Source organism: Devosia sp. A369, from assembly GCF_054489345.1.
In genome coordinates this window covers 136457-158548 of record NZ_JBTMWV010000006.1, presented here as the reverse complement: position 1 = coordinate 158548, position 22092 = coordinate 136457, and the positions used below count along the sequence as shown (strand labels likewise).

General features: G+C 63.2%; 20 protein-coding genes. 12 read left to right on the top strand and 8 right to left on the bottom strand.

From position 1 onward, the window contains the following. The first annotated feature begins 8 nt into the window (after positions 1-8). Positions 9-392 carry an Mth938-like domain-containing protein gene (locus ACX3OZ_RS10350; RefSeq protein WP_459097732.1) on the top strand — a complete coding sequence of 128 codons (384 nt, stop codon included), beginning with the start codon at positions 9-11 and terminating at the stop codon, positions 390-392. Next, the gene (locus ACX3OZ_RS10345; RefSeq protein WP_459104462.1) at positions 393-1238 is read left to right on the top strand and encodes a phytoene/squalene synthase family protein; all 846 of its coding nucleotides are present in this window, start codon (positions 393-395) and stop codon (positions 1236-1238) included. Between the two features lie 16 nt (positions 1239-1254). Here the strand turns inward: ACX3OZ_RS10345 and trmFO are convergent, their stop codons facing one another. From trmFO to uvrA, 4 genes are all read right to left on the bottom strand, one after another. Beyond that, positions 1255-2640: a methylenetetrahydrofolate--tRNA-(uracil(54)-C(5))-methyltransferase (FADH(2)-oxidizing) TrmFO gene (trmFO, locus tag ACX3OZ_RS10340; protein WP_459104461.1), complete on the bottom strand. Its 1386-nt coding sequence runs from the start codon at positions 2638-2640 to the stop codon at positions 1255-1257. A gap of 181 nt (positions 2641-2821) precedes the next feature. After that, the gene (locus tag ACX3OZ_RS10335) at positions 2822-2971 is read right to left on the bottom strand and encodes a DUF1127 domain-containing protein (RefSeq protein ID WP_459097735.1); all 150 of its coding nucleotides are present in this window, start codon (positions 2969-2971) and stop codon (positions 2822-2824) included. 199 nt (positions 2972-3170) lie between these two features. Beyond that, the gene (locus tag ACX3OZ_RS10330; protein WP_459097736.1) at positions 3171-3323 is read right to left on the bottom strand and encodes a hypothetical protein; all 153 of its coding nucleotides are present in this window, start codon (positions 3321-3323) and stop codon (positions 3171-3173) included. An 845-nt stretch (positions 3324-4168) separates the two neighbouring features. Beyond that, on the bottom strand, positions 4169-7063 hold the full coding sequence (gene uvrA / locus ACX3OZ_RS10325; protein ID WP_459104486.1) for an excinuclease ABC subunit UvrA: 2895 nt from the start codon (positions 7061-7063) through the stop codon (positions 4169-4171). Positions 7064-7462: 399 nt separating this feature from the next. Here uvrA and ACX3OZ_RS10320 point away from each other — a divergent pair, with 399 nt between their 5' ends. Together ACX3OZ_RS10320 and ssb are read left to right on the top strand one after the other, a co-directional pair. After that, complete coding sequence (locus ACX3OZ_RS10320) at positions 7463-7810, top strand: hypothetical protein (protein ID WP_459097384.1); 348 nt, start codon at positions 7463-7465, stop codon at positions 7808-7810. 241 nt (positions 7811-8051) lie between these two features. Further along, complete coding sequence (ssb, locus tag ACX3OZ_RS10315; protein ID WP_459097385.1) at positions 8052-8567, top strand: single-stranded DNA-binding protein; 516 nt, start codon at positions 8052-8054, stop codon at positions 8565-8567. Positions 8568-8689: 122 nt separating this feature from the next. Here the strand turns inward: ssb and ACX3OZ_RS10310 are convergent, their stop codons facing one another. The 4 genes from ACX3OZ_RS10310 to ACX3OZ_RS10295 form a co-directional block, all read right to left on the bottom strand. Continuing rightward, positions 8690-10027: a diguanylate cyclase domain-containing protein gene (locus ACX3OZ_RS10310; protein WP_459104460.1), complete on the bottom strand. Its 1338-nt coding sequence runs from the start codon at positions 10025-10027 to the stop codon at positions 8690-8692. A 113-nt stretch (positions 10028-10140) separates the two neighbouring features. Beyond that, positions 10141-10662 carry a hypothetical protein gene (locus tag ACX3OZ_RS10305; RefSeq protein WP_459104459.1) on the bottom strand — a complete coding sequence of 174 codons (522 nt, stop codon included), beginning with the start codon at positions 10660-10662 and terminating at the stop codon, positions 10141-10143. A gap of 126 nt (positions 10663-10788) precedes the next feature. Further along, positions 10789-13158 carry an efflux RND transporter permease subunit gene (locus ACX3OZ_RS10300; protein ID WP_459104458.1) on the bottom strand — a complete coding sequence of 790 codons (2370 nt, stop codon included), beginning with the start codon at positions 13156-13158 and terminating at the stop codon, positions 10789-10791. Between the two features lie 143 nt (positions 13159-13301). Further along, positions 13302-13586 (bottom strand): hypothetical protein, encoded by a 285-nt coding sequence (locus ACX3OZ_RS10295; RefSeq protein WP_459104457.1) that lies wholly within the window; start codon positions 13584-13586, stop codon positions 13302-13304. Between the two features lie 198 nt (positions 13587-13784). Between ACX3OZ_RS10295 and gyrA the strand changes: the two genes are divergently transcribed. The 8 genes from gyrA to queA all read left to right on the top strand — a co-directional run bounded on the left by gyrA (position 13785) and on the right by queA (position 22065). Continuing rightward, a complete protein-coding gene (gene gyrA / locus ACX3OZ_RS10290; protein ID WP_459097390.1) occupies positions 13785-16583 on the top strand; it encodes a DNA gyrase subunit A in 2799 nt (932 codons plus the stop codon). 120 nt (positions 16584-16703) lie between these two features. Beyond that, positions 16704-17321: a LysE family translocator gene (locus ACX3OZ_RS10285; RefSeq protein ID WP_459097391.1), complete on the top strand. Its 618-nt coding sequence runs from the start codon at positions 16704-16706 to the stop codon at positions 17319-17321. Between the two features lie 2 nt (positions 17322-17323). After that, on the top strand, positions 17324-18547 hold the full coding sequence (locus ACX3OZ_RS10280) for an MFS transporter (RefSeq protein ID WP_459097392.1): 1224 nt from the start codon (positions 17324-17326) through the stop codon (positions 18545-18547). A 64-nt stretch (positions 18548-18611) separates the two neighbouring features. Further along, complete coding sequence (gene coaD / locus ACX3OZ_RS10275) at positions 18612-19106, top strand: pantetheine-phosphate adenylyltransferase (RefSeq protein ID WP_459097393.1); 495 nt, start codon at positions 18612-18614, stop codon at positions 19104-19106. Further along, on the top strand, positions 19103-19690 hold the full coding sequence (locus ACX3OZ_RS10270; RefSeq protein WP_459097394.1) for a peptidylprolyl isomerase: 588 nt from the start codon (positions 19103-19105) through the stop codon (positions 19688-19690). Before coaD ends, ACX3OZ_RS10270 begins: the two co-directional genes overlap by 4 nt. A gap of 264 nt (positions 19691-19954) precedes the next feature. Beyond that, positions 19955-20434 carry a peptidylprolyl isomerase gene (locus tag ACX3OZ_RS10265; protein ID WP_459097395.1) on the top strand — a complete coding sequence of 160 codons (480 nt, stop codon included), beginning with the start codon at positions 19955-19957 and terminating at the stop codon, positions 20432-20434. 60 nt (positions 20435-20494) lie between these two features. Beyond that, a complete protein-coding gene (locus ACX3OZ_RS10260) occupies positions 20495-20944 on the top strand; it encodes a DMT family transporter (RefSeq protein ID WP_459097396.1) in 450 nt (149 codons plus the stop codon). Between the two features lie 47 nt (positions 20945-20991). Beyond that, entirely contained in the window at positions 20992-22065 is a 1074-nt protein-coding gene (gene queA, locus ACX3OZ_RS10255) for a tRNA preQ1(34) S-adenosylmethionine ribosyltransferase-isomerase QueA (RefSeq protein ID WP_459097397.1), read from the top strand. Positions 22066-22092: the final 27 nt, after the last annotated feature.

Here is a 22092-nt window from a genome sequence, read left to right as displayed (position 1 = left end):
GAAGTAACTTGAGCGAGACGCGATACTACCCCGAGCAGGTCGGCATTGATGCCTATGGCAATAGCGGGTTCCGCTTTGCCGGCCTGTCGCATCGCGGCTCGCTGCTGTGCCTACCGCAGGGCATGTTCGCCTGGGACGTGCAGACACCGGAGGCGATCACCATCGAATCGCTGGCCCCGGTCTTCGCCGCAGCCGACGATATCGATGTGCTGCTGATCGGCATCGGCCCCGACATTGCCGCCGTACCGCGCGAACTGCGTGAGGCGCTGCGGGAGCGGCGTGTGATCGTCGAGGCGATCAATACCGGCAGCGCCGTCCGTACCTATAATGTGCTGCTCGCCGAAAAGCGGGCAGTGGCGGCGGCATTGATCGCCGTCGACAAGGTCCGCTGAATGGCCGCTGAGAGTTTTGTCCATGCCGCCGAAGCCCTGCGTCAGGGTGATCACGAGCGCTATCTTGCCACGCTGGTGCTGCGCGGGGATTACCGCGATGCCATCACCGCGCTCTATGCTTTCAACGCCGACGTCGCTGCCGTCCGCGAACGGGTGAGCAATCCGGCCCCCGGCGAAATCCGCCTGCAGTGGTGGAGCGATACGCTATCCGGGCAGGAGCATGGCGCGGTGCATCAAAACCCGGTGGCCGATGCGCTGCTGGCGACCACCACCCGCTACAATATTCCGGCCGGCACGCTGCTGCGGCTGATTGGGGCGCGGCGCTTCGATCTCTATGACGATCCGATGCCGGACCTCGAGAGCTTTGAAGGCTATGCCGGCGAGACGGTGTCGACGCTGTATCAGCTGGCGGCGATGATCCTCAATGATGGCGAGAGCATCGAGACCGGCGACGCCGCCGGCCATCTGGGCGTGGCCCATGCCATGATCGGCCATCTGCGGGCTTTTGGCTATGTGTCGTCGCAGGGGCGCATCGTGTTGCCCTGGTCGATCTTTGCCGCCAATGGGGTGCGCGAGGGGGAGATTTTCTCGGGCACCGAGAGCGAGGGGCTGGCGGCAGCTTTGGGGCAGATCGCCGAATTGGCGGGCGAACATCTGACCAAGGCCGAGTCGGCGATTGCCGCTTTGCCCGGCAAGCTCAAGCCGGCCTTTGCCAGTGTCTCCCTGCTGCGGGCAGAACTGGCAGCGCTGAATCAGCGCAGCAGTGGTTTGTTCGCGCCGGTGCCTGATGAAGCCGACTGGCGCAAGATCGCCCGGCTGGCATGGTGGAGCTGGCGTAACCGCTAGCCAGCTCCGTTTTCGTTCAGGCCCAGGCCTTCAGATCTTCCAGCGCTCGGCTAGTGATCGCCTTGCGCTTGGCGATGGTCTTGTCCGGCCCACGCCAGCGCGCCACGCCTTCCGGCTTGACGATGGTCACTTCCGGGAACAGCCCGAAATTGATGTTCATCGGCTGGAAGCTGCGAGCGCCACTATAGCTTTCGGCCTCGACGTGGCCGCCGGTGATATGGGCGATCAGGGCGCCGAGCGCCGTGGTCAGCGGCGGCGCGGCCAAGGTTTCGCCGCGCAATTCGGCAGCGGCCATGCGGCCGGCGATCAGCCCGCAGGCGGCGCTTTCGACATAGCCTTCAACCCCGGTGACCTGACCGGCGAAGCGGATGCGCGGATCGGCCTTCAGCCTAAGGTCTGGCCCCAACACCTTCGGCGAATTGAGGAAGGTGTTGCGATGCAGGCCGCCGAGGCGGGCGAACTGGGCGTTTTCCAGCCCCGGGATCATGCGGAAGATATCGGCCTGGATGCCGTAGCGCATCTTGGTCTGGAACCCGACCATGTTCCACAGCGTGCCCAGCGCATTGTCCTGCCGCAGCTGGACGATGGCGTAGGATTTGACGGTGGGGTCGCGCGGATTGGTCAGGCCGACTGGCTTCATAGGCCCGTGGCGCAGGGTTTCGACGCCGCGCTCGGCCATCACTTCGATGGGCAGGCAGCCGTCGAAATAGGGGACCTTTTCCCAATCCTTGAATTCGTGCAGCGGTGCCACCTTGAGCGCCTCGACGAAGGCAAAATACTGGTCCTTGTCCATCGGGCAGTTGAGATAGTCGGCGCCGGTGCCGCCCGGTCCAACCTTGTCATAGCGCGACTGGGCCCAGACGATGTCCATATTGATGCTGTCATGATGGACGATCGGCGCGATGGCGTCGAAGAAGGCCAGCGCATCTTCGCCGGTCTTGGCGAGAATGGCTTCGGCCATGGCCGGCGAGGTCAGTGGGCCGGTGGCGATGATGACATTGCGCCAGTCTTCGGGCGGCATGCCCGGCACTTCAGTGCGGTCGAGGGTGATATTGGGATGGTTCTCGATGGCGCGGGTGACCTCGGCCGAGAAGGCGTGGCGGTCAACGGCCAGCGCACCGCCGGCGGGCAGCTTGTGCTGGTCGGCGGCCTGCATGATCAGCGAGCCGCAGCGCCGCATTTCCTCATGCAGCAGCCCCACGGCATTATGCTCGTGATCGTCGGAGCGGAAGCTGTTGGAGCAGACCAGCTCGGCCAGACTGTCGGTCTGGTGGGCGTCGGTGATACGGACGGGGCGCATTTCGTGCAACACGACCTGGGCGCCGGCTTGCGCCGCCTGCCACGCGGCCTCGGAGCCGGCGAGACCGCCGCCAATGATATGAATAGGTTCTGATGTGGACATGCTGCGCAGATAGCAAGCGGCGTCGTCGAGTGCAACAAATCTGACGACTAGGCTACTGCATCAGGGCAGGGCGTGGATAGATTCAGGCGTTAGCGGCGTGCCGCCGAAAAGCAAAACAGCCGCATCTCAGAGAGAAGCGGCTGTTCGATTTGCTTGGGCTGAGAGTTCAGTTGGGCAAATATTAGAGACCGGCAGCATGGTCGCGGGCGATGCGAGTGATGTCGGTGCGCGCAATGCCCAGATCGTTGAGCTGACGGTTGTCGAGAGCGGCGAGCTCACGGACGGTCTGCTGGTAGGCGGCCCACTTCTTGAAAGTCTTGCGAATGTCCATTTGGTATCTCCTTGCGTTTACAAGGCTATATCTAGGGCAAGGCCGACCGAATGAGCAGTGGGTCATTGATCAAGCAAGCTATGCGAGCGGTGCAGGGCTTTAACTGAGTGTATTCATATTCGGTTAACGCTTGCGTCTGGGCGATGGCCGCCAGGTGACCATCCGGCGGCCAGAACGACAAATTGGACGGTGCAAAGGCTCAGCGGTCGAACAAGGACTGCGTCATTTTGGAGAAATCAGGGCCGGAAAGCCCCAACAGGTCTGCATCACGCGTTGAGGGAACGTCCATTTCCCGCAACGTCTGCTTGATGTCGACCAGGCGCTTGAGACGCCAGACGGCACGCACAAACATTGGCGTATCCCCTTCAGATGATTGGCAACCTGCCGAGGATGCGATGATTTGTGCGGCAATGCCATGCCGTATGCGTCACCTGCATTATGCGTCCCACGCATGGCGGAATTCATCGCTTTGTCGCATTGGGACAAAATCACTGACGCGTGCCAAAGCGCCGCCTGTGTGCGGTTTTCGAGCGATGATGGCGAGGCGCTGCCTCGATATTAGTTTTTTGATAGTGAGCCAGTCGCCTCGCCATCACGCCGGGATTTTCGCAGGTTGGTTCAGGTACGCCAATGTTGCAGACGCAGCTGCCGGTTTCCTCTGCCCAATGGGAGCGACCTCCCATCCCCGACCGTCCCCACGCTCATCACTCGTCATGATCGCGCTCTGGCGTGGGCGATGAAGGGAGTATGCGGGAGGAATGCGGGGGCGGGGATAAGTTTTCCAAAAACTGGATCGTCACCCTCGGGCTTGACCCGAGGGGATTGAACTTGCTGCGGCCGGGGAAGTGCAGAGCCCTCGGGTCAAGCCCGAGGGTGACGGCCGGGAAGGAGCACAGATGTCGCAGTCGACACCCTCCCCCCTGCGGGGAGGGATCAAGGGTGGGGGGGGGTGGCCACGCTCATCGGGGCTCTCGCACCCCTCCCGGCTCGACGACGGAGTTAGCAAGGGCTAACTCCTATCTCGCTCTCCCTCCCCGCAAGGGGGAGGGTGAAGCCGGTGGGTGGGCAAAATCTTGCCCCAGCCACGGTGCTCATCGCCAGATCACGCCGGCTGAACCATCTCAGGATGGGTCCCGGCTCAAGGCCGGGATGACATCGAGGCTGTGGGGGGCGCGTTGCGGGCGCCGCAAATGGGGCTTATTCCGCCGCCTTGGTGGCGAAATGCGGGCGGCGGGCCATGACTTCCTTGAGGAAGTGGCCGGTATAGGAGCGGGCGTTGGCGGCCACGTCTTCGGGGGTGCCGATGGCCACGATCTCGCCGCCGCCATCACCGCCCTCGGGGCCGAGGTCGATGACCCAGTCGGCGGTTTTGATGACTTCGAGATTGTGCTCGATGACGATCACTGTATTGCCGCCATCGACCAGCTCATGCAGCACATCGAGCAGCTTGGCCACGTCGTGGAAATGCAGGCCCGTGGTCGGCTCGTCCAGCATATAGAGCGTGCGGCCGGTGGCGCGCTTGGATAGCTCCTTGGAGAGCTTGACGCGCTGCGCCTCGCCGCCCGACAGTGTATTGGCCGGCTGGCCGATTTTGACATAGCCCAGACCCACCCGTTGCAGGGTAGAGAATTTGTCACGGATGACGGGGACGGCCGAGAAGAAGTCGACACCCTCATCAATGGTCATGTCGAGAATGTCGGAAATCGACTTACCCTTGAACTGGACCTCCAGCGTCTCCCGATTGTAGCGCTTGCCCTTGCAGACATCGCAGGTGACGTACACGTCGGGCAGGAAGTGCATTTCGATCTTGAGCACGCCATCGCCCTGGCACTTCTCGCATCGGCCGCCCTTGACGTTGAAGCTGAAGCGGCCGGGGCCATAGCCACGGGTCTTGGCTTCCGGCAGGCCAGCAAACCATTCGCGCAGCGGGGTGAAAGCTCCGGTATAGGTGGCCGGATTGGACCGCGGGGTGCGGCCGATCGGCGACTGGTCGATATCGATGACCTTGTCGAGGAATTCGAGGCCGGTGAGGCTTTCATGCGGGGCCGGAACCACGCGCGCGCCATTCAAACGTCGAGCAATGGCCTGATACATGGTGTCGATCATCAGCGTCGACTTGCCGCCGCCGGAAACGCCGGTGATGGCGACGAACAGGCCGAGCGGAATATCCACCGAGACATTCTTGAGGTTGTTGCCGGTGGCGCCCTTGACGCTGAGCTGCTTGCCCGGCCGGGCTTCGCGGCGCTCGGCCGGCATGGGGATGCCCATGCGGCCGGAGAGATATTTGCCGGTCAGGGAATCGGGATGATTGAGAATGTCCTGCGGCGTGCCTTCGGCGACGATATGGCCGCCATGGACGCCGGCGCCGGGGCCGATATCGACCACATAATCGGCGGTCATGATGGCGTCTTCGTCATGCTCGACGACGATGACGGTATTGCCGATGTCGCGCAGCCGCTGCAGGGTTTCGAGCAGGCGGGCGTTGTCGCGCTGATGCAAGCCGATGGAGGGCTCGTCGAGCACATAGAGCACGCCGGTGAGGCCTGAGCCGATCTGGCTGGCCAGCCGGATGCGCTGGCTTTCGCCGCCCGACAGCGTGCCCGAATTGCGCGCCATGGTCAGATAATCGAGGCCGACATCGATGAGGAAATTCAGCCGCTCGCGGATTTCCTTGAGGATACGCTCGCCGATCAACTGCTGATTGGGGGTGAAGGCCTCGGGCAGCGCAGCGAACCACTCGACGGCATTGCGAATGGATTTCTCGGTGACCTGGCCGATATGCAGGCCGTTGATTTTGACTGCCAGCGTCTCCGGCTTCAGCCGATAGCCGCCGCAGGCAAAGCAGGGCTTGGCCGACATGTATTTTTCGATTTCTTCGCGCATACCGGCGCTTTCGGTTTCCTTGTAGCGACGCTCAAGGTTGCCGATGACGCCTTCGAAGGCCTTGGTGGTCTTGTATTGGCGCAACCCGTCATCATAGACGAAATCGACCTTGTCCTTGCCGGTGCCATAGAGCACGGCATGCTGGACCTCGAAGGGCAGCTCGTTCCAGGCGGTGCCGGTCGAGGCGCCATACATCTTCACCACGGCCTGCAGGGTCTGCAGATAATAGGGCGCACTGGTCTTGGACCAGGGCAGGATGGCGCCGTCCTTGATCGACAGGGTCGGGTCCGGCACGATCTGGTCGGGATCGATCTTCTGTTCCGTGCCGAGGCCATCGCAGGCCGGGCAGGCGCCGAAGGGATTGTTGAACGAAAACAGACGCGGCTCGATTTCGGCAATGGTGAAGCCGGACACCGGGCAGGCGAATTTTTCCGAGAAGGTGGTCTGCTTGAGCGTACCGTCCTCGGTCTTCTCATCGGCGAATTCGATCAGCGCGATGCCATCGGCCAGCTTCAGCGCCGTCTCAAAGCTCTCGGACAGGCGGCCGGAAATGTCGGGGCCGACGACGACGCGGTCGACCACCACTTCGATGTCGTGCTTGAACTTCTTGTCGAGGGCAGGGGCGTCCTCGATCTCGTGATATTCGCCATCGATCTTGACGCGCTGGAAGCCCTTGCGCATCAGATCGGCCAGTTCCTTCTTGTATTCGCCCTTGCGACCACGGGCGATCGGCGCGAGCAGGAACAGGCGGGTGCCCTCGGGCAGCTCCAGCACCTTGTCGACCATCTGGCTGACGGTCTGGCTTTCGATGGGCAGGCCGGTGGCCGGCGAATAGGGCACGCCGACGCGGGCAAACAGCAGGCGCAGATAGTCGTATATCTCGGTGACCGTGCCAACGGTAGAGCGCGGGTTACGCGACGTGGTCTTCTGCTCGATGGAAATTGCGGGCGACAGGCCCTCGATATGTTCCACATCGGGCTTCTGCATCATTTCGAGGAACTGGCGGGCATAGGCCGACAGCGACTCGACATAACGCCGCTGGCCTTCGGCATAGATGGTGTCGAATGCCAGGGAGGATTTTCCGGACCCCGACAGGCCCGTCATCACGATGAGGCTGTCACGCGGCAGCCGGAGGTCGATGCCCTTGAGATTGTGCTCGCGGGCGCCGCGGACGACGATCTCTCGGTTCTGGCTGGGCTTTAGCGTCATCATTTCAGTCCATGGCTCGGTGCGCCGAGATAGCGGCACGGCGGCAGAAGGCTTGGGGTCGGGAAGACCAGACAGATAGGCGCGGCCTGCTCCTGCTGCAAGCGGCTCGCGCGCATGGCCGTCCGGCGGTCCGCTCACCTTAGCGTGTCCCCCAAGCTTGCCAAAGCGTCATTCGCGACAAGAACATAAACAGAACGAACAGGATTCGGTCAAGGGAGAACATGCTGGCCCCCAAAGTGGTTGCGCCCCGATGTCGGCCAAGCCTGCTGACAGGATGTGTCAGCAGCGCCGTGCTGCCGCAGAAATGCCGCAATCGGTTCCCGCAGGCCGGTTTCGCTGTGCTACCATTCCAGTCTGGCCGACAATCCTGCGGCCTGTCCCGACACTGATCGGATTTTCATGAACATTCCCGCATGGACGAAACCCGCGCTGTACGGCGCGGCGACTGGCGCCGTTGCCCTGGCCATCATCGGCTTTACCTGGGGCGGCTGGGTGACCGGCGGTAGCGCCCAGGAGGCAGCAGCGAAGTTGTCGGCCAGCAATCTGGCGACGGCGCTGACGCCGTATTGCGTGGAGCGTTCGAAGTCCGATCCGCAGGCTGGCGTCGTGCTGGCCGAATTCACCGCGGCATCGGCCTTCTCGCGCCGCGGCATCATCGAAAAGTCAGGCTGGGCGACTCCGCTCGGAGCCGAGGCACCCAACAAGGTTCTGGCCGAGGCCTGTGCGCTGGCGCTGACGCCAGCCTGATCTGTCGCCGGTCCCGCCCTGATGGGGAGGGGCCGGCTTGACAGGTCAGTTTGAATTGGAACATAAAGGGAACGAACAGTGTTGTTTAAAACAATCGGTTCCCGCGCGCTTTCCGCTGTCGGAAGCGGTAAAGTCGCGGCCGCACATCTGCTGGACCGCCGTTGAGGCGGCAGGGCTGTGCAACCGGTAAGTAAGCGTCCCAGGCCACGACAGGGCGGGACTGAATAAAAAGGAATTCGCCATGGCAGGCAGCGTGAACAAGGTCATTCTGGTCGGCAATCTCGGCGCCGATCCCGAAGTGCGTAACCTTCCCAGCGGCGGCAAGGTGGTCAATCTGAGCGTTGCCACTTCGGAGTCCTGGAAGGACAAGAATACCGGCGAGCGCCGCGAAAAGACCGAGTGGCACCGCGTGGTGATCTTCTCGGAAGGGCTGGCGCGCGTGGCGGAAAGCTATCTGCGCAAGGGCAGCAAGGTCTATCTCGAAGGCCAGTTGCAGACCCGCAAGTGGCAGGACCAGTCCGGCGCCGACAAATATTCCACCGAAGTGGTGCTGCAGGGCTTCAACTCGAACCTGACGCTGCTCGATGGTCGCGGCGAAGGCGAAGGCGCCGGCGCGCCGCGCGGCAATGAGGGTGGCTATGGCAATGAAGGCGGCGGTTTCCGCGGCGTTCAGGGTGGTGGCGGCGGTGCCCGTCGGCCCCAAGCCAACGCCCCGGCCTTCGAGCCCGGCGGCATGGATGACGACATCCCGTTCTAGGAACGGCAGCAAAGGGGGGCAGCGGCTCCCCTTTTTTGTATGTGGGCAATGACGGTGGGAGGGGGCGGGCCGGCAGCCAGTCAGTCAGGCAGGCAGGCAGGCAGGCAGCCTACCAGCATCGGTCAGGTGGCGAACACGCAAAACGTGTTGCGACCGGCGGCCTTGGCCGCATAAAGCGCGGTGTCGGCCTGGCGGAACAGGTCCTCCGGCGCGCCGCCGCGATATGACGCGACGCCGACCGAGGCGCTGAGCGTGAGGGTCTGGCCCAACCGGGTGAGCGGGCGGCCCATGGTGCCGACAATGCTCGCGGCCTGCGCTTTGACCGCGTCGGGCGCGATGTCGGGGCCGAGCAGCACGGCAAATTCGTCGCCGCCGATCCGCGCCACCAGATCGGCGCCGACGCAGCTTTCGCTCAGCCGCAGCGCCGCCTCCTTGAGGCATTCGTCGCCCACGGCATGGCCGTAGGTGTCGTTGACCTGCTTGAAGCCGTCGAGGTCGACCAGCAGCAGGGTGCCGACGGTGTGATACCCGGCGTCGAGCTGGATCAGCCGGGCCTGGAACAGGCTGCGATTGGCGAGGCCGGTCATAACGTCGAATTCGGCCAGATAGCGCGTGCGGTCGGCCATCAGCTTTTCGTCGGTGATGTCCTGCTTCATGCCGAAAATGCGTTTGGCCACGCCATCCTGGCTATCCACCGCACCGGTCAGCCGCATCCAGCGATGCTTGCCGGTGGTGGTGATGATTTCCACGTCGAGCCCGAAATCCGTGCAGGTCCGGATCGCCTCGGCGCGCGCCGCTTCCATCTTCAGGCGGGAGGCATCGGTATAGAGGGTGAGCGTCTGCTCCCTGGTAATGGGCGCACCGTGCGGGACCTCGAAAATGTCATAGACGCTGTCGGTCCAGGCGATGGCATTGTCGGCCAGATCGCATTGCCAGACCCCGATCCGCGCCGTGGCCGAGGCCCGGTCGAATAGCTGGCGCCGCAACTGGTCCTCGGCCTCCAGCGCGGCGATACGCCCGGCCTGGGATTGGATGGTGCGGTTTTGTCGGCTGATGGTGGCGCGGGCAAAAATATCCTGCGCCAGCGCCACGATGCGCTCGGCCATCTGGCGACTGCGCGGGCGCGCGTCGAACAGGCTGAGCAGCAGCGGCGGGCGATCAGAGGCGGCGGGCAGCTGCAGGCCGGCATAAAAGCGGGCGCCGACAATGGCGGTATCGGCCATGACCAAGGGGTATTCCGCCGCCAGCGCACGCGCCTCCAGCCCGGCCAGATTCTGCGTGATATTACCCACCGACGCGATGGTCATCACATTGTCAGCGGCAAGGCTGGTCAACCGCGCGCTGCCCACGCCAAGCAGCTTGGCAAGACGGCGCAGGCGGCCGTCAAAGGCATGGTCGTGTGGGAAGTCACCGGCGAAGGCCGGTTCTGCAGAGGGGGCGGTGGCAGCAAGGCTACGCAATTGGGCGATCCTACGAACTACCGAACGCTAGCGTGTCGTGGTTAAGATTTCTTCAGTGCCAAGGCCATGGATTTAAAAAGAAATTGGGCGACCGGCGGGTCGCCCGACCGGGGTCAGCGGGAGAACGGCACTTCGGCGCGCAGGCTATCGCCATTTTCGACATAGACCACCTCAAAGGTCACCTTAATGGCGTCGGCATTGAGGGTGATCTGGGCGCTGATATTGAGCGGCTTGCCGGTTTCGTCCTTCTCGCGCTCGCGCAGGTTGAAGATGAGGCTGCTACCGCGCTTCTGGCCCACGGCCACGCCGGTAAAGGTGGCGTTGGAGCTCATCGCCGCTTCAAAGCGCTTATTGGCTTCGACATAGGCCATGGTGCCGGCTACCGACAATTGCGTGCCGGCCAGGGTGCAGCGACCATTATAGTTCACCTTGTCCTGATTGCCCTGCGTCAGGGACATGCGGCAGACCACGGTTTCGGTATTGGCGCCGATCAGCACGCCGCGCCCGCGCCAGTCCCCGATATAGGACTTCAGCAGGGCAGCATCAGCGGGGCCGGCCAGGGCAGGGACGCTGCCAGCAGAAGCCAGCAGACCAGCGAGGGCGACAGCGCGCCACAGGGGTCTGAAATAGGTCATTTAAGCAAAGCCTCCAGTGAAATCGCGCCCCCCGGCAATTCGACACCGAGGCCCGGACCAAACCGTCGCAGAATCAGCGTCACCAGCATTTTGGCGGGCGCTCGATGAGCCCGCAAGCGGCAGTATTCAGGGCGCGCCTTCCGTGCCACCTTCGCCGGTGACGGTGTCCCCCATCGGGTCGTCGGGCGTCGGCTCGTGGTCGGCGGTGCGCACGCGGATCTTGCCCAGCGGGTGAAAGAATTTGCCGCCGGCGGCCAGCAGCGCCGGCAGGATGAACAGGTCGCCCACGAGGGCGAAGGCAAGCGTCGAAACGAACAGCGTGCCGAACAGCGCCACCTGCGGCAGCTCGGAGAAGGTGACAATCACCACGCCCGAACACAGGATGATCGTGGTGGCGACGATGGCACCGCCGATGCGATCCAGCGTGTGCTTGACCGCTTCGAGATGCGGCCGGCCTTCCTCGCGCCGCGCATGCAGATAATGCGACAGGAAATGCACCGTATCGTCGACGGCGATGCCGAAGGCGATGGTCAGGGCAATGACCGTGGTCAGCTGCAACCCCTGACCGGTGAAATATAGCCAGGCAATGGTGCCCAGCACCGGGAACAGATTGGGGATGGCCGAGGCCAGCGCCACCCGGAAGGATTGGAAGGCAAAGCCGATCAGCCCGATATTGACGATGACCGACAGCGTCAGATCCAGTTGCAACCCGGTGACGATATTATCCGTGGCGAAGGTGGTGAGGATGCGGAAGCCGCCGATTTCGGCGCCGGTGACGCCGGCAGCGTCCATCTCCGCATTCACATCGGCGACCAACTGCTTGAGATCGTCGGAATCGATGATGGTCGGCATGAAGCCGGTGACCAGCGCCTGGCTGCCATCATCGGTAACGAAGCGCTTACGCATGAAGGGGCCAACAGCGTCGAACACGTCCTCGCGGGTAAAGCCGTTATCGGTGTAGTTGGTCAGCGCGGCGGCCGAAATGACCTTGTTCTCGCCGAGATGGGCTTCGAGAATATCGTGCACGATGCGGATGGTGTCGAAGTCGCGCGGCGTTACATTGGGGTCATGATCCTGCAGCGGCACGCGGATATAGAGCGGCGCCACGCCACCGACGCCCTCATCGATCTCGGCAGCGGCGGTCAGCGCGCTGGAATCGGTGGCGACGAAATCCTCGAAGGAGAAATGCGGCTTGATCAGCGCGTAGGGGATCAGCAGCACCAGCGTGACCACGATGGCGGCGATGGATAGCGGGCGGCCGAACCGGCTGGCCAGGAACCAGCTCAGCGGCAGCGGCGCGGTCAGCACCAGACTGCTGCGCTTGGGGGCCTTGAAGCCCATGCGGATCGCCGCCTTGAGCATCAGCGGCATGAAGGTCATCAGGCAGACAAACAGCAGGAAGGTGCCGATGGCACCGGCGAAGGAGAATTCGCGAATGCCCTGGCCCGGGGTCAGCGCCAGCGAGGCAAAGCTGATCAGCGTGGTGAGCATGGTCAGCCCGGCGGCCGGGCCGACCAACTTAACCGTGGCATCAACCGCCTTGTTGGGCTCCATGCCGTCGCGCCAATAGGCGAGCCAGTTGAAGATGAAGAACATCGACTCGGCAAAACTGATCACCAGGACCAGCGTGGTGACGATGATGGTGAGAAAGGAGAACGAGCCGAAGAACAGCAGGATCATGCCCATCGACCACATCACCGACAGGAACGGCGTGGCCGCCACCAGCAAGGCGGCGGGCAGCGAGCGCAGCGCCAACAGGGCGATCAGCGCGCCGAGGCCAAAGCCCCAGACGGTGAATTTGACCTGGTCGTCCACCGCGGCATTGAGCATTTCCGAGGTCCAGATTGGCGGACCGGTCAGCTCGATGGTGATGTTTTCGTCCTGATAGGGGGCCACGGTGGCGCGCAGGCTGGCGATCATCGCCCTGGTGCCGTCGCCCTTGGTCATGGATTGGTCGGGGAAGACGATCAGCACCACCCCGTCCAGATCGGGGGTGATGAGGTTGCGCATCATCGGATCGTTCTGCTGCAAATCGCCCAGCGCCCGGGCGACTTCGGCAAAATCGTCCATGCCCTCGGGCACGGCCGGAACCGAACCGCCCCTGCCATCAGGCTTGCGCAGGGAGAAGGGCGACATGGTGCCCACGGCGAATTCATTGAGCTCGAGGTCGAAGGCCAGTTCGCGCACGCGTTCCAGCGTTTCCGGCTCGGTCAGGCGCGGCGTGCTGACCAGCACATAGATGTCGTTTTCGAAGGTACCGAAGGTTTCCGACAGCTGCGCATAGGCGTCGTATTCGGCCCCGGAATGGGCATAGACGCGCAGCAGATCGCCATCGACATTGGCGCGCGGAATCTGGGTGAAGCAGAGGATGGAAAAAGCCAGTACCGCCAGCGCCACGGCGCGGGGATAGCGCAGGGTGGTCAGGCCGATATATTCGAGGCCGAAGCCGATGGAGCGATCATAGGCGAAGCGCGCCCACAGACGTTTGAAAAACAAACCCACTGACACCGGCACCCGACTCCGCCCTGACGCGACGATTTGGCGCAATTGGTACGGCTTTGTCGTGAAGGCGTCCAGCGGGGCGGACAGGGGGCGAATAATTGCCTGTGGGCAGTGTGTTCAGCCGCCGAGCGGTATTGTTATGCCGGTGGGCGGGGCGGGCGGACGCGCTGCTCGGCAGGCCGGCGACGCCGCTCTTCGGCCTTGCAGGTCCGGATGATGCCACGCGTGCGCCGCACCACGCCGACGCCGATGCCATCAAGCTTCAGCAGGGCCGGGCCTTCCATCTCGTCAATCTCGCCCAGCGTCTTCAGCCCAGCTATTTGCAGCCGCTTGCCAACCCCATCGAGGGAGCGCAGGTCGATCACTGCAATATTCTGCCATTTCAGGACGCCGCGAAGCCATGCTCGATAGGTATCTGCCATGATTGCTTCATAGCCTAGGCCGCGCGCCGAGAATAGCGTCGATCCAGCGACGGCTGTCGGACGCGGCCAAAGCGAAGGCCGGTATCTGCCCGGTAAATGGTGTGGGTGGCCTCTCCACAGGCTTGCCAAGGGGAAATTAGCAATTTCGCCCGGAATCGCCTAGATTAATCCCAGTTCGAACAACCAAGAATCACCCCAGTGACCGATACGCCTCAGAACGGAACCGGCGCACCGCCGCCCTCCGACATTTCGCTGATTTCCATCACCGACGAGATGCGCAAGTCGTATCTCGATTATGCGATGAGCGTGATCGTCAGTCGCGCGCTGCCTGACGTGCGTGATGGCCTCAAGCCGGTACACCGGCGCATCCTGTTCTCGATGAGCGAGAACGGCTACGAATACAACAAGCCGTATCGCAAGTCGGCCCGTGTGGTCGGCGACGTGATCGGTAAGTATCACCCGCATGGCGATAGCGCGGTCTATATGGCCTTGGTGCGCATGGCGCAGGACTTCTCCATGGGCGAGCTGCTCGTGGAAGGTCAGGGTAACTTTGGTTCGGTCGACGGCGATATGCCGGCTGCCATGCGTTACACCGAAGTGCGCATGCAGAAGATCACCAATGCCATGCTCGATGACCTCGACAAGGACACGGTGGATTTCCGCCCCAACTATGACGGCTCGGAACACGAGCCCGTCGTGATGCCGGCGCGCTTCCCCAATATGCTGGTCAATGGCGGCAGCGGCATCGCTGTGGGCATGGCCACCAATATCCCGACCCATAATCTGGGCGAAACCATCGACGCGGCGCTGCTGATGCTCGACAATCCCTCGGTGCTCACCGAGGAATTGCTCCAGGTGTTGCCGGGTCCCGATTTCCCTACCGGCGGCATTATTCTTGGCCGTGCCGGCATCCGCTCTGCCTATGAAACCGGACGCGGCTCGGTGATGGTACGCGGTCGCGTCTCCATCGAGGAAGTCCGCAAGGAACGCGAAGCGATCATCATCACCGAATTGCCCTACCAGGTGAACAAGGCGACGCTGGTCGAAAAGATTGCCGAGCTGGTGCGCGAAAAGCGTATCGAAGGCATTGCCGATATGCGCGATGAATCCTCGCGCGAAGGCATGCGCGTCTATATCGAGATCAAGCGCGATGCGCTGGCCGATGTGGTGCTCAACCAGCTCTATCGCTTTACCCAGCTGCAATCCTCGTTCGGCTGCAACTTCGTTGCGCTGAATGGCGGCAAGCCGCAGCTGATGAATCTGCGCGAAATCCTGCAGGCTTTCATCGACTTCCGTCACGACGTGGTGACGCGTCGCGCCCGGTTCCTGCTCAACAAGGCCCGTGACCGCGCCCATATCCTGGTTGGTCTGGCCGTGGCCGTCGCCAATATCGACGAGGTCATCGCCCTGATCCGGACCGCGCCCGATCCGGCGACGGCGCGCGAGCAGCTGATGACCCGCCACTGGCCGGCCCAGGACGTGGCGCCGCTGATCGCGCTGATCGATGATCCGCGCCACCGTATCAACGAGGACGGCACCTTCAATCTCAGCGAGGAACAGGCCCGCGCCATCCTCGAACTGCGTCTGGCCCGTTTGACGGCGCTGGGTCGTGATGAAATTGGCGACGAACTCAATGGGCTGGGCGTGGAAATCGCCGACTATCTGGACATCCTGCGCAGCCGTGAGCGGGTGGTCGAAATCATCCGCAGCGAGCTGACCGAGATCAAGGCCCAGTTCGCTACCCCGCGTCGCACCGAGATTTCCGACGTGGTCGGCGATTTCGATGACGAGGATCTGATTGCCCGCGAGGACATGGTGGTGACCGTGTCGCATGAGGGCTACATCAAGCGCGTGCCGCTCTCGACCTATCGCTCGCAGAACCGCGGCGGCAAGGGCCGCTCGGGCATGGCGACGCGCGACGAGGATTTCGTCACCCGCCTCTTCGTGGCCAATACCCATACGCCGGTGCTGTTCTTCACCGACCGGGGCATTGCCTACAAGCTCAAGGTGTGGCGCCTGCCGCTGGCCGCGCCGAATGCGCGCGGCAAGGCACTGATCAATATCCTGCCGCTGGAGCAGGGCGAACGGCTGACCACCATCATGCCGTTGCCCGAGGACGAAAGCAGCTGGGCCAATCTCGACATCATGTTCGCCACCACGCGCGGCACGGTGCGCCGTAACTCGCTGGCCGACTTCGTCGAAGTGCGCCAGAACGGCAAGATCGCCATGAAGCTGGATGAGGGCGACCAGATCGTCGGCGTCGAGACGGCATCGATCAATAATGACGTGCTGCTGACCACCGCCATGGGCCAGGCCATCCGCTTCCGCATGGACGATGTGCGCCTGTTCAAGGGCCGTGACTCGATGGGCGTGCGCGGCATTCAGCTGGCCAAGGACGACGTGGTCATCTCGATGGCCGTGATCAACCACTCCGACGCTTCGGCCGAAGAGCGGGCCGCTTACCTCAAGATGAGCCGCGCGGTGCGGGGCGAGGGCGAGGCCGAAGAGAATAGTTCGGACGAGGCCGATGTGGTGGCTGGCGATTTGCCGCAGGAGCGCTATGCCCAGCTGGGCGCCACCGAGCAGTTCATCCTGACCATCTCCGAAAACGGCTATGGCAAGCGCACCTCGAGCCACGAATACCGGATCACCGGGCGCGGCGGTAAGGGTATCGTCGCCATGGCGGTCAACAAGCGCAACGGCAATCTGGTGTCGAGCTTCCCGGTGGAAGACGAAGACCAGATCATGCTGATCACCGATGGCGGGCAGACCATTCGCCTGCCGGTGGGCGGCGACAAGCCGATCCGCATGGTGTCGCGCGGTAGCCAGGGCGTCATCGTCTTCGATACCGCCGAGGGCGAGAAGGTGATGTCGGTCGAGCATATCAGCGAGCCGGAAGCCGAGGAGGAGCCGGACGCGCCGGAGACCGGCGGCGAGGGCACGCCGCCCGATGCACCGGACGCTCCCGAAGCGCCTGAGGCGCCGACTGAGGAATAAGAAAAAGGGGCGCTTCGGCGCCCCTTGGTTTTTTGGGGCGGGCCGGCGATCGGCTCTTGCCAAGCGCGGGGCGTGGTGGCCTGTTATCGCACCATCTCCTGCTGCAATGAGCCCCGCGCCATGATCGATCCGGCCATCATCCTGCCCTATGCGCTCGCCTGCCTGCTGTTCTCGATTATTCCCGGTCCCTCCGTTTCGGTGGTGATCGCTAATGCGCTGGCCGGCGGCACAAGGGCAGGGCTGTTCACCATTCTGGGCACCGAACTCAGCATGCTTAGCATGGTGCTCACCGTCGCGGTGGGGCTGGAGGCGGTGATGAATCTGGTGTCCGGCGCCTTCGAGATCATCAAGCTGGCCGGCGCGGCCTATCTGATCTGGATCGGCTGGAAGATGCTCCGCTCCGATGGGCACCTGGCGCTGACCGACGGCGCGCGGCTGCCGATCAGGCGCTATATCTGGCAGGGTGCACTAATCAACTGGTCCAATCCCAAAACCCTGCTGTTTCTCAGCGCTTTCCTGCCGCAGTTTGTCGATCTGTCGCGCCCGGCTTTTGGCCAGATCATGGTGCTGGGCCTGATCGTCATGGCGGTCGCCACCGCCAGCGACTGCGCCTATGCCATTGCCGCCGGCCGGGCTCGGCATCTGCTCACGGCGGCCCGGGTCCGCCTCGTCAATCGCGTGTCCGGCGTCATCCTGATGGCCGGCGGACTGTGGCTGGCGCTGCAGCAGCGGGCCTGAGATTGGCGCAAAAACCAGCCGGATACCGCGCCTTATTGGCCTTGCCGGTGCCGCGCCGGCTGGCACTGGCCTCGATCCCCGCCGATTTTGCCGACTGGCTGGACTATGCCGCTATCATCGCGCTGCTGGTGTTTGCCTGGGGTGAGGGGCCATGGGTGCTGGCGCTGTTCGCCTTCTGCCTGACCTTGCCCTATGTGCTGGTCGGTCCCTTGTTGGCGGTGGTGGTCGATCGCACGCCTTTGCCGCGCATTCTGGTGCTGAGCAATCTGGGCCGTGGAATGGCGACGCTGGCGCTGATGTTTGCCGGTCATACCGCCATCGTGCTGGCACTGGTGTTTGTGCGGGCCTGCATCGATTCTGCTTTTACCCCCGCAAGGCAGGCGGCCATCCAGGCCTCGACGCCACCAGAACTGTTCGGCGCCGCCAATGGCCTGCATCAGGCCATCAACCAGACCTCAAAAATCGCCGGCCCCGCACTGGGCGGATTGCTGCTGGCGGTGATGCCGGCGCAGTCGGTGTTCGGCTTCAATGCGGTGCTGTCGCTGCTGGCCGCGGTGCTGGTTTTGGGCTTGAATCTGCCGATGAAGCCGCCGCGCCAAGCTGCTGATTTTCGTACGGAATTACTGGCCGGTGCTGCCGAGTTTGGGCGCAGCCGCCTGTTGCTGGCGGCGCTGGTGTTTTCGTCGGTCGCCTATTTTTCCTTCTTTCTCTATGACGCGCTGATTGCCCTGCTGACCGAGGATTTCGGGCTAGGCGCGACGGCCTTCGGCATTGGCATTGCCGCCTCGGGCGGCGGCGGGTTGATCGGCGCGCTGGTCGCCGGCCGCGTGGCCGCACGCCATCCATTGCCCACCATGATTTGCGCAGCCCTGTTTTCTGGCCTGGTGACCACCGGCCTCGCGCTGGTTGCGCTGCAGGGCTATGATTTGCCGATACTGCCCTATTTCATCGTGCTGGGGCTGATGGGCGGCTCTACGGCTTTCATGCTGGTGCCCTATCGCACGATCGTGCAGGCAGCGACTCCGCCTGAGCGCATCGCCCGGGTGTTTGCCGCCGGTGAGGCGGTGATCACAGCCGTCATGCTATCGGCACCCTTCATTGGCAGCTTCATCGCCGCCACCTACGGCACCGCCGCCGCTTTTCTGGCCGGCGGCGGGCTGCTGGTGCTGCTCGGGCTCGTCAGTGCGGTCATGAGCAGTGTCGGTGCGCGACGAAAATCGGGGTGAGCCCCGCCTTGCCAGCACTGTCGGCCCATGACAAAACCCTAATAACAACAAAGGGGAGGCCGTGATGAGCAGACTGGTTGGGTTCTATCCCGGCTCATTTGACCCGCTGACCAACGGGCATCTCGACGTCATCGAGCGGGCTTGCAAGCTGGTCGATACGCTGGTGGTCGCCGTCGGCATCAATCCAGGCAAGAAGACGCCGCTATTTGCCCATGAGGACCGATTGGCGATTCTGGAGCAGGCACTGGCCCCGGTGGGCAAGCGCACCGACACAGAATTCAAGATTGTCGATTTCAGCGGCTTGATGGTCAATGCCGCGCGCGAGCACGGCGCCAAGCTGATCATTCGCGGGTTGCGTGACACCACCGACTATAATTATGAAATGCAAATGGTGGGCATGAACGCGCAGATGGCGCCGGACCTGCAGACCGTTTTCCTCCCCTCCAGCCCCCCGGTTCGGCATATCTCGGCCACATTAGTGCGCCAAATCGCTGAGATGGGCGGCGATATTTCCGCCTTCGTCCCGCAAATTGTTCTCAAGGCCCTGCAAACCAAATGACCGATATTACCCGCCGCCTGTTCAGCGCCCTCGTCATCGGCGCCGTGGCGCTGTCCGCTGCCCCCAGCTTCGCCCAGTCCGGTACGCCGCATCTGATGCTCACGCTTGAGGGCGGTGCTGTCGATATCGAGCTGCTGCCGGCGATTGCGCCCAAGCATGTCGAGCGCATCATCGCGCTGGCCGAGCAGGGCGCCTATGACGGCGTGGTGTTCCACCGCGTCATCGAAGGCTTCATGGCCCAGACCGGCGACGTGGAGTTCGGCAAGAGCGGTGCCGAAGGCTTCGACCTGGCCCGCGCCGGCATGGGCGGTTCCGACCAGCCGGACGTGGTCGCCGAATTCAACGCCGAGAGCTTTGTCCGCGGCGCGGTCGGCGCGGCCCGCTCGCAGGACCCCAACTCGTTCAACTCCCAGTTCTTCATCGTCACCGCCGATTCCACCTTCCTCGACGGTCAGTACACCGTGTTCGGCAAGGTGCTGTCGGGCATGGACGTGGTCGACGCGCTGGAAAAGGGCCCGCAATCGGCCAATGGCGCCGTGGCCAATCCGGACAAGATCGTCACCGCCAAGATCGAATATAAGTAAGTCGTTTCGGGCCGGCTAAGGTCGGCTCGTCGCCTGGTGTTTGCTGCCCCACCCCCTCCTAACCTCCCCCATCATGGGGAGGTATCAGATCGAGTTCGGGGGCATGATCCAGTCGCAAAATCAGAACGGCACCTCCCCCTTGATGGGGGAGGCCGGGAGGGGGGCTGACAGGCACCCTGTCAAAGCCTGCAGCTCCCAAGTCTTGCACCCGTCGCCTAATGGCCTTACATCCGGGCCACGATTTCCCAACCGAAAGTTGAACCCATGGCTGATTACGCCGATCCGGAAAACACCCTCGTCATCGAAACCACCAAGGGCAATGTGGTCATCGCCATGCGCCCCGACCTGGCCCCCAACCACGTCGCTCACATCAAGAAGCTGGCGCGCGAAGGCTTTTATGATGGCGTCGTGTTCCATCGCGTGATCGACGGCTTCATGGCCCAGACCGGTTGCCCCGATGGTCGCGGCACCGGCGGTTCGAAGTATCCGGACCTCAAACAGGAATTCAACGCCGAGCCGCATGTCCGTGGCACGGCCTCGATGGCCCGCGCCCAGAACCCGGACTCGGCCAACTCGCAGTTCTTCATCTGCTTTGGCGACGCGCCCTTCCTCAACAAGCAGTACACCGTTTGGGGCAAGGTCATCGAAGGCATGGAACATGTCGACGAGATCAAGCGCGGCGAGCCGGTGATCAACCCGGACAAGATGATTTCGGTCAAAGTTGCAGCCGATATTGCTGCCTAAGGCACTGCCGATCGGGGCGCTCACTCAGGTGGGCGCCCCGATGGCTTTCCACGGATGAAAATGGACGTAGTTCTCTGGACGTTGATCGGCGTCATCGCCGGCGCCTGCATTGCCACGCAGGCTCCGATCAATGTGCAATTGGGCAAGGCCCTCGGCATGCCTTTCGCGGCCGCCGCCATGTCGTTTTTGGCCGGGGCCATTGCCCTGTGGGGCATCAGCTTCGCGCTGTCGGCCATCAATGGCACCCCGATCCAGTTTGCGGCACCGGCGCCGTGGCTGTTTGTCACCGGCGGTCTGCTGGGCGCTTTTTTTGTTACCTCCACCATTGTGCTGACGCCGATGATCGGCACCGCTGCGGTGATGGCGCTGGCCATTACCGGGCAATTGCTGGCGGGGCTGACGCTCGACAAGATCGGCTTTCTCGGCACGGCGGTGCGTGAAATCTCCATGGGGCGGGTGGCCGGCGCCGTGCTGTTGATCATCGGCGCGCTGATGATCCGCCTGCTGTGATGCGCAAACGGATTTCTCCAATTGGCGGGCTGTGCTAGGCACGAGCCATGCTTGTATCCGATTTCGACTTCGACCTGCCCGAACAGCTCATTGCCCTGCATCCGGCCGAGCCGCGTGATTCCGCGCGGCTGCTGCTGGTCGATCCGGTCAATGGGTTGGCCGATCACCATATTCCCGACCTGCTCTGGTTGCTGAAAGACGGCGACGTGCTGGTGGTCAATGACACCCGCGTCTTGCCCGCCGAGCTGCGCGGCACGCGGATTCGCGGCGAGAACCGCGCCAATGTGTCGTTCAACCTGCATAAGCGGGTGGATGCCCACACCTGGCGCGCCTTTGCTCGTCCGGCCAAGAAACTGGCGCTGCTCGACCGGCTTGAACTCGGTAACGGTCAATCGGATGCGCTGACCGCCTATGTGGCGGGGAAGGGCGAAACCGGCGAGGTGACGCTGGAATTCGACCTCGGCGGCGCGCAGCTCGACGAGGCCATCAAATCACACGGCGCCATGCCGCTGCCGCCCTATATCGGGGCCAAGCGCGGTGTGGAAGAGCGCGATCTGGTGGACTACCAGACCGTCTATGCCGCTGAGGACGGCGCGGTGGCGGCACCGACGGCGGGGCTGCATTTCACCGAAAGCCTGCTGCAGCAATTGACCGACAAGGGCGTGACCATTGAGCGGGTGACGCTGCATGTCGGGGCAGGGACGTTTCTGCCGATGAAGGTGGACAACACCGAAGACCATGTGATGCACGCCGAATGGGGCGAGATCGATCCGGAAACGGTCGACCGCATTCTCGCCAAACGCGCGACGGGTGGGCGTGTGGTTGCGGTGGGCACGACCAGCCTGCGGCTGCTGGAAACCGCGTCGCGGGCCACCGGCACGTTGCAGGCGTTCTCCGGCGACACTGATATTTTCATCACGCCCGGTTTTCGCTTCGCCACCGTCGATGCGCTGATGACCAATTTCCACCTGCCCAAATCGACGCTGTTCATGCTGGTCAGCGCCTTTGCCGGCATGGCGGTCATGAAAGAGGCCTATGCCTACGCGATACGCGAAGGTTACCGATTCTATTCCTATGGGGATTCGTCGCTGCTGCTGCGGGCGGGCCATCCGGAGGACTGATAGGCGACCCTCGGGCCAGGCCCGAGG